Origin of the sequence: Bradyrhizobium sp. (assembly GCF_019242285.1) — a bacterium.
Classification (GTDB): Bacteria; Pseudomonadota; Alphaproteobacteria; order Rhizobiales; family Xanthobacteraceae; genus Bradyrhizobium.
Genome location: NZ_JAFAVV010000435.1, coordinates 1 through 7,500 on the forward strand (window position 1 = coordinate 1; position 7,500 = coordinate 7,500).

Here is a 7,500-nt window from a genome sequence, read left to right on the forward strand (position 1 = left end):
GTCCGGGCTTTCGCCAGGACGACACCGAGTTTGCGGTATCATATGTGATCAAAACGGCGTTCGGGTGCGTTGATCCGAACCCCTTCCATTCCGCTCCCTCCGACCCCAGATAAAGCGTCATGACCTCCCAATCCCCCGACACCAAGATCACCTTCACGAGTCCGATCCGCGCGCCGTCGTCCGTTCCCGTCGACGACGCGGTGCTGCCGTTCGAGGTCGATCCGCTCGACCTGCGCGGTCGCCTGACGCGGATGGGGCCGGCGCTCGACGACATCCTGACCAAGCATGATTATCCCGCGCCCGTCGGCAAGCTGCTCGGCGAGGCCATCGTGCTCACCACGCTGCTCGGCTCGTCGCTGAAGTTCGACGGCCGCTTCATTCTGCAGACCCAGAGCGACGGCCCGGTGTCGTTCCTGATCGTGGACTTCCAGGCGCCCGATCGCCTGCGCGCCTATGCGCGCTATGACGAGCGAAGGCTGAAGCCGGGCCAGGATTCGGGCGCGCTGCTCGGCCGCGGCCATCTCGCGATGACCATCGACCAGGGGCCGGACATGAGCCGCTACCAGGGCCTGGTCGCGCTCGACGGCGGCGGGCTCGAGGCCGCCGCGCACGAGTATTTTCTGCGCTCCGAGCAGATCCCGACCCGCGTCCGCATCGCGGTCGGCGAGGAATGGCGCGGCGGCGAGGGCGGCAAGCATCGCTGGCGTGGCGGCGGCATGCTCTTGCAGTTCCTGCCCAAGGCGCCGGAGCGCGCGCGCCAGGCCGATCTGCATCCCGGCGATGCGCCGGAGGGCACCGAACTGCACACGGTCGAGGAGGACGACGCCTGGGTCGAGGGCCAGTCCTTGATCTCTACGGTCGAGGATGTCGAGCTGATCGATCCCGATCTCTCCGGCGAGCGGCTGCTCTACCGGCTGTTCCACGAGCGCGGCGTCCGTGTGTTCAAGCCGCTGCCGCTGAATGCGCGCTGCTCCTGCTCGCGCGAGGCGGTCTCCGCCATGTTGAAGAGTTTTTCGGCCAAGGACCGCGCCGAAATGGTGCAGGATGGCAAGGTCGTCGTCACCTGCGAGTTCTGCTCCTCGGTCTACCAGTTCACCCCGCACGAGGCGGGCGTGGAGCAATCATAGGCCTTCCGATTTTCGGAAACTAACTTGACGCCGACCCCAAATCAGGGCATTATGCGCCGGTCCCGTCTCGGCAGGAGGGGCGCATCGCGATCGTCACGATTTGCGAGGCGGGATGCGATGGACGTGTGGTGACGCGAGACGAGCGGCATCGCGCGGACGGCGAAGCCGTGTGGTCCTGACGCCTCGACGCTGGCGTCAAATTGGCGGTGATGATCCGCTGATGACGGGGGCAAGAAAGCCCGATCCCCGGGGAGAGCGCGGAGGAAACCGTAGCACCATCGCGCAGGGAAGGCCGGTTATTTGGCTGAACCTGTGGTTCCTGCCCCGTGCTTATTTGCTGCACGGGGGCCATGGGTATCAGTCGATACCCGGTCTTCCCTGCGCCCTCTTCATTGATGAGGGTGGTCGGTTCGCAAAGCTCGGGCGATTTCGTCGCGAGACCATAGACGCATGCGCTGCTCCGTAGGGTGGGCCAAGCTTCGCCAGCGCTCGAAGAGCGAAGGCGATGCGTGCCCACCATTTTGGAGGAGCGCCGTCGAGAGAATGGTGGGCACGGCGCTTTGCGCCTTAGCCCACCCTACGGAACTAGTCTAATTCAACACCCGTTCCCCATCCGGGCTGTCGAGCGAGAAGGTCGGAATCGCAATGTCGAAGCGCTCGCCGCTCTCACTCAGCATCTCGTAGTTGCCGGTCATGATGCCCGACGAGGTCGAAAGCGGCACGCCGCTGGTGTATTCGAAGCGCTCGCCTGGAGCGAGGATCGGCTGCTCCCCCACCACGCCTTCCTTGTGCACCTCCTGCTGGCGTCCGGTGGCGTCGGTGATGATCCAGTGCCGCATCCGCAGCTGCACCGTCTCGGTGCCGTTGTTGATGATGGCGATGGTGTAGGACCAGAAATAATGCGCGCGGTCCACCGACGAACGTTCGGGCAGGAAGTTCGGCTCGACGGTCACTTCGATCTGGCGGGTGATGGCGCGATACATGCGCGCATCATAGCGAAAAGCCGGGCGGGAACCAACGGCGCGAGCGATGAGAATTTTCGCGCTTTCAACACAGTTGAAGGCTAACGCGGCGCAGTTTCGTCCTGTCGCGGACTCTACCGCAAGCGCCGGTCCTGCATTATGTTCGAGTCGCGCCGGCCATCCGCGCCGGCTTCCTGGGTGCCTGATGACGTCGATTGCCGATCAAGTGGCCTCCCCTCCGATCGCCGGGCCGGCGGATCAGCCGGCCAAGGCGGCGCGGTCCGCGGCGTCGGCGATCACGCTGCCCGCGGTCGGCGAGCGCGAATTGCGGCTCGACCTGTTCCGCGGGCTCGCGCTGTGGCTGATCTTCATCGACCACCTGCCGCCGAGCCTGCTGACCTGGTTCACGCTCCGCAACTACGGCTTCTCGGACGCCACCGAGATCTTCATCTTCATCTCCGGCTACACCGCGGCCTTCGTATACGGCCGCGCGCTGCTGGAATCCGGCTTCGTGGTCGCGACCGCGCGCATCCTGCGCCGCGCCTGGCAGATCTACGTCGCCCACGTGTTCCTGTTCACGATCTTCCTGGCGGAAATCTCCTACGTCGCGACCTCGTTCGAGAACCCGCTCTATTCGGAAGAGATGGGGATCATGGATTTCCTCAAGCAGCCCGACGTCACCATCGTGCAGGCGCTGCTGTTGCGTTTCCGCCCCGTCAACATGGACGTGCTGCCGCTCTACATCGTGCTGATGCTGTCGCTGCCGCTGATCCTGTTCCTGATGCGCTGGAGGCCCGACGTCACGCTCGGCCTGTCGGCCTTGCTCTATGCCGTGACCTGGGAATTCGACCTGTATTTCACCTCCTATCCGAACGGGTTCTGGGCCTTCAATCCGCTGGCATGGCAATTGCTGTTCGTGTTCGGCGCCTGGTGCGCGCTCGGCGGGGCGAGACGCATGTCGCACATGCTGTCGTCGCCGATCACGCTGTGGGTTTGCATCGCCTATCTGGCGTTCTCCTTCTATGTCACCTTGACCTGGTACGTGCCGCAGCTCAGCGTCTTAATGCCGCGGGTGATCGAGCACTGGATGTACCCGATCGACAAGACCGACCTGGACGTGCTGCGGTTTGCGCACTTCCTGGCGCTCGCCGCGGTCACCGTGCGCTTCCTGCCGAAGAGCTGGGCCGGCCTGAAATCGCCTTGGCTCAGGCCGCTGGTCCTGTGCGGCCAGCATTCGCTGGAGATCTTCTGTCTCGGGGTCTTCCTGGCCTTTGCCGGGCACTTCATCCTGGCCGAGATCGGCGGCGGTGCCGCACTGCACGCGCTGATCAGCCTGTCCGGCATTCTCATCATGTGCGGCGTTGCCTGGGTGATTTCGTGGTATAAGCATGTCGCCGACAAGAGCGGCGCCAAGAAAGCCGCCAACGCCGATCTGGCGGGAGGAGGTTGATGAAGCCGGGGCTCATCCTGGGTGCCTTGTGGCTGGCGGCCATTGCGGCCGCGCCGCCGGCGCGCGCCGATGACGCGCCGAAGGCCTGCGATGTTCCCGACAACCTCCTGTCAACCGAGAGCGTGCTGCCCAGGGTCGCCGACGCCGTCAAGGCCGGACGCACCCTCGATATCCTGGTGATCGGCAGCCGCTCGTCGACGATCACGTCGGCGGAGGCGAGTGCCTATCCGGCGCGGCTTCAGGCCAATCTGAAGGATCGTCTGCCGCAGGTCACCGTTAACCTCGCCACCGAAATCCAGCCCCGGACGAGTTCGGAAGAGGCCGTTCCCGGCTTCGTTAAGCTCATGGAAGGAAAGAAACCTACTCTGGTGATCTGGCAGACCGGCACCGTCGATGCCATGCGGTCCGTCGATCCCGACGACTTCCGAAACGCGGTCGATGCGGGCGTCGTCGCGTTGCAGGAGGCCGGCGCCGACGTGATCCTGATCAACCCGCAATACAGCCCGCGTACCGAGACCATGATTTCAGTCACGCCCTATCTGGACAACATGCGCGCGGTGGCGCAGGGGCATGACATTCCCTTGTTCGATCGCTTCGCGATCATGCACCAGTGGAACGATGAAGGAGACTTCGACCTTTTCAGCGCCGCGCACGGCATCGATCTCGCCAAGCGCGTCCATGACTGCCTTGGCCGGGCCTTGTCGAAATTCGTGATCGATGCCGCTCATCTCGGTCCGGCGCAGCAGAACTAGGGAATTTTCGTTGATGACGTTAACGCGTTGTTGTCGTTTTGCGAGTGCGTGGTTCGCCGCCGTCCTCCCCCTGATCTTTCCAGCCGCGCATTTCGCGGCTCACGCCGATCCCGTGCGGATGATCGCGGCCGCGCAGCCGTCGCAGCCGGTCCCTGCGCCACCCTCGGGCGGCGTTGCGCCGTCCGGCGGCGGCGTGAGCGCCGGCCCGGTCGAAGCGGCGCCGGCCGCTGCTGCTCCGTCGCAGGCGGGCTCCGCCCCGACGTTTCCGCCGCCGCCAAAAACGCTCACCGCCAAGGCAATCGACAAGGTGAAGGAGGTCGCCAAATCGGCCAGCGACATTTTCAGCCGCGTGCCGTGCCTGCCGCCGAAGGGCGGCGTCCAGTCGCTGGGCTCGCTGCCGCATGTCGCAAGCAAGCTGGCCGCCGGCGAGCCGGTGCTGATCGTCGCGTTCGGCTCGTCGTCGACGCAAGGCTATGGCTCGAGCGCGCCGGAATTCACCTATCCGAACCGGCTGGCCGCGCAACTCAAGCGAAATTATCCGACCGCCGACATCACCGTGATCAATTCGGGCCGTGGCGGCGAGGACGCGCCCGAGATGATGAAGCGGCTGCAGACGTCGGTGATCGACCGCCATCCCGACCTCGTGATCTGGCAGGTCGGCACCAACGCGGTGCTGCGCGATCTCGATCCCGGCGACACCGCCAACATGGTGGAGGACGGCGTCGCGCGCATCCAGGCCGCAGGCAGCGACGTGGTGCTGGTCGATCCGCAATATTCGCCGCGTGTCACCGAGCGCGCCGATCGCGCCAGCAGGATGGTGTCGCTGCTCGGCCGGGTGGCGCAGCTCCACCATATCGGGATCTTCCCGCGCTTCCAGGTGATGCGCGAGTGGCACGAGAGGCAGGCGCTGCCGATCGACAATTTCGTCATCGCCGACGGGTTGCATATGAACGACTGGGGCTATGCCTGCTTCGCGCAGCTCCTTGGCGACGACATCATCAAGTCGGTGGGCGAGATCAAGCTCGGCATCAACGTGCCGGTGGTGCAGAGCTATCAGCCGATGTAGCGGCGAGTCCTGTAGGGTGGGCTCAGGCGCGCAGCGCCGTGCCCACCATGTCCGTTTGCGATGAAAGACGGTGGGCACGCTGGGCTTGGCCCACCCTACGCGTTTCATGCCGCTTCCAGCGCCGCGGCGAGATCGGCAATCAGGTCGTCCGCATGCTCCAACCCGGCGGAGAAACGAACAAAACCGTCGCCGATGCCGAGCTCGGCGCGCGCTTCTGGCTTGAGCCGCTGATGCGTGGTGGTGGCGGGATGAGTGACGAGGCTCTTGGCGTCGCCGAGATTGTTGGAGATGCGCGCGAGCCTCAGCGCGTTGAGGGTGCGGAACGCCGCCTGCTTGCCGCCCTTGACCTCGAAGCCGACCAGGGTCGAGCCGGCGCGCATCTGCTTTCTCACGGTCGCGGCCTGCGGATGGTCCTCGCGGCCGGGATAGACCAGGCGGGAGATTTTCGGATGCGTGGCGAGCGCATCGGCGATCTTGGCGGCGGTGTCGGTCTGCGCGCGCACGCGCACCGCCAGCGTCTCCAGGCCCTTGAGCAGCACCCAGGCATTGAAGGGCGACAGCGACGGCCCGGTCTGGCGCATGTAGTTGTGCAGGTGCTCGGCGATGAAGGCCTCCGAGCCGAGGATCATGCCGCCGAGGCAGCGGCCCTGGCCGTCGATATGTTTCGTCGCCGAATAGACCACGACGTCGGCGCCGAGCTTGAGCGGGCTCTGCCAGATCGGGGTCGCGAACACGTTGTCGACGATCAGCCGCGCGCCGGCGTCGTGCGCAATCTCCGCGATCGCACCGATGTCGAGCACGTCGAGCGTAGGGTTGGTCGGGCTCTCCAGGAAGCAGGTCTTGGTATTGTCGCGCATCGCGCGCTTCCACTGATCGAGGTCGAGGCCGTCGACCAGCGTCGACTGGATGCCGTAGCGCGGCAACAGGTCCTCGATCACGTAGCGGCAGGAGCCGAACATCGCCTTCGACGCCACCACGTGGTCGCCGGCCCTCAGCGGCGCCAGCACCGCGGTGGTCACCGCGGCCATCCCGGTCGCGGCCGAGCGGCCGGCTTCGGCGCCCTCGAGCTCGATCATGCGGCGCTCGAACATCGCAATCGTCGGGTTGGAGTAGCGCGAATAGATGTAGCCGGGGTCCTCGCCCTTGAAACGCGCCTCGCACAGTTCCGCGCTCTCGTAGACATAGCCCTGGGTCAGGAACAGCCCCTCGGACGTTTCGCCGAATTCGGAGCGGAGCGTGCCGCCATGGACCAGGCGGGTTTCGGGGCGAAAGCGGGCCGCAGGCGCGGCGGAAGCAGATTTGGACATGTGACCTCCAACGTGACCGCCCTCGCAAGCGGACACAAAAAAACCGGCCTGGGAAACTCCTCAAGGCCGGGATCACTGCTGTCCCCGGCCTGTTTAGCGATTTATTTAACGTGGCTGCAAGCCGGCCGGCTCAAATCACCACGGGATAAGTAATGCTCATATTCGGACCCGGCCTTTCCGTCAAGACGGCCATCGGTTAAGGGCGTAAAACGTGTATTTTTGGGGTTTGGATGACATTGGAGACGCTAGCCAAGGATCATAGCGTGTCGTTTTCGCTCCCTATCCACGCCAACGGCATCCTCCCCGACCGCATGATCGCGGCGATGGCGGATTCCGGCCTGATCCTGCCGGCCTATCCCTTTGTCGAGAGCCAGATCCAGCCGGCGAGCCTCGATTTGCGCCTGGGCGATATCGCCTATCGCGTCCGCGCCAGCTTCCTGCCGGGGCCGGGCGCCACGGTGGCCGAGCGCATTGACGAATTGAAGCTGCACGAGATCGATCTTGCCGACGGCGCGGTGCTGGAGACCAACTGCGTCTATATCGTGCCGCTGATCGAGAGCCTGGCGCTACCGCCGGACATCGTCGCCGCGGCCAATCCGAAAAGCTCGACCGGGCGGCTCGACGTGTTCACCCGCGTGATCGCCGACGGCACGCGGCGCTTCGACATGATCGGCGCCGGCTATCACGGTCCGCTTTATGCCGAGATCAGCCCGAAGACATTTCCCGTGCTGGTGCGCGAAGGCTCGCGCCTCTCGCAGATTCGGTTCCGGCATGGGCAGGCGACTCTGGACGCCGACACACTCGCCGCAGTTCACCGCAAGGAGCGGCTGGTCGAC

At 65.1% G+C, this 7,500-nt stretch carries 7 protein-coding genes and 1 riboswitch; of the genes, 5 read left to right on the top strand and 2 right to left on the bottom strand.

Features of this window, described 5'->3' with window-relative positions; translation table 11 throughout:
• The first annotated feature begins 119 nt into the window (after window positions 1-119).
• A complete protein-coding gene (locus JOY90_RS17115; RefSeq protein ID WP_291692302.1) occupies window positions 120-1,127 on the top strand; it encodes an Hsp33 family molecular chaperone in 1,008 nt (335 codons plus the stop codon).
• Between the two features lie 590 nt (window positions 1,128-1,717).
• On the opposite strand, the gene apaG is transcribed toward JOY90_RS17115, so the two are convergent.
• The gene (gene apaG / locus JOY90_RS17120; protein WP_291692303.1) at window positions 1,718-2,110 is read right to left on the bottom strand and encodes a Co2+/Mg2+ efflux protein ApaG; all 393 of its coding nucleotides are present in this window, start codon (window positions 2,108-2,110) and stop codon (window positions 1,718-1,720) included.
• Window positions 2,111-2,294: 184 nt separating this feature from the next.
• On the opposite strand from apaG, the gene JOY90_RS17125 reads away from it, so the two are divergent.
• The 3 genes from JOY90_RS17125 to JOY90_RS17135 are packed head-to-tail and all read left to right on the top strand — an operon-like array spanning window position 2,295 to window position 5,357.
• On the top strand, window positions 2,295-3,539 hold the full coding sequence (locus JOY90_RS17125) for an OpgC domain-containing protein (protein ID WP_291692304.1): 1,245 nt from the start codon (window positions 2,295-2,297) through the stop codon (window positions 3,537-3,539).
• A complete protein-coding gene (locus JOY90_RS17130) occupies window positions 3,539-4,291 on the top strand; it encodes an SGNH/GDSL hydrolase family protein (protein WP_291692305.1) in 753 nt (250 codons plus the stop codon). Before JOY90_RS17125 ends, JOY90_RS17130 begins: the two co-directional genes overlap by 1 nt.
• A gap of 13 nt (window positions 4,292-4,304) precedes the next feature.
• Window positions 4,305-5,357, top strand: coding sequence for an SGNH/GDSL hydrolase family protein (locus JOY90_RS17135; RefSeq protein WP_291692306.1), 1,053 nt, complete (start codon window positions 4,305-4,307; stop codon window positions 5,355-5,357).
• A 104-nt stretch (window positions 5,358-5,461) separates the two neighbouring features.
• Here the strand turns inward: JOY90_RS17135 and JOY90_RS17140 are convergent, their stop codons facing one another.
• The gene (locus tag JOY90_RS17140) at window positions 5,462-6,664 is read right to left on the bottom strand and encodes an O-succinylhomoserine sulfhydrylase (protein WP_291692307.1); all 1,203 of its coding nucleotides are present in this window, start codon (window positions 6,662-6,664) and stop codon (window positions 5,462-5,464) included.
• A 72-nt stretch (window positions 6,665-6,736) separates the two neighbouring features.
• Window positions 6,737-6,816, bottom strand: a riboswitch (SAM riboswitch).
• 111 nt (window positions 6,817-6,927) lie between these two features.
• Between JOY90_RS17140 and JOY90_RS17145 the strand changes: the two genes are divergently transcribed.
• A partial coding sequence (locus JOY90_RS17145; protein ID WP_291692308.1) for a 2'-deoxycytidine 5'-triphosphate deaminase occupies window positions 6,928-7,500 on the top strand: 573 nt, incomplete at its 3' end.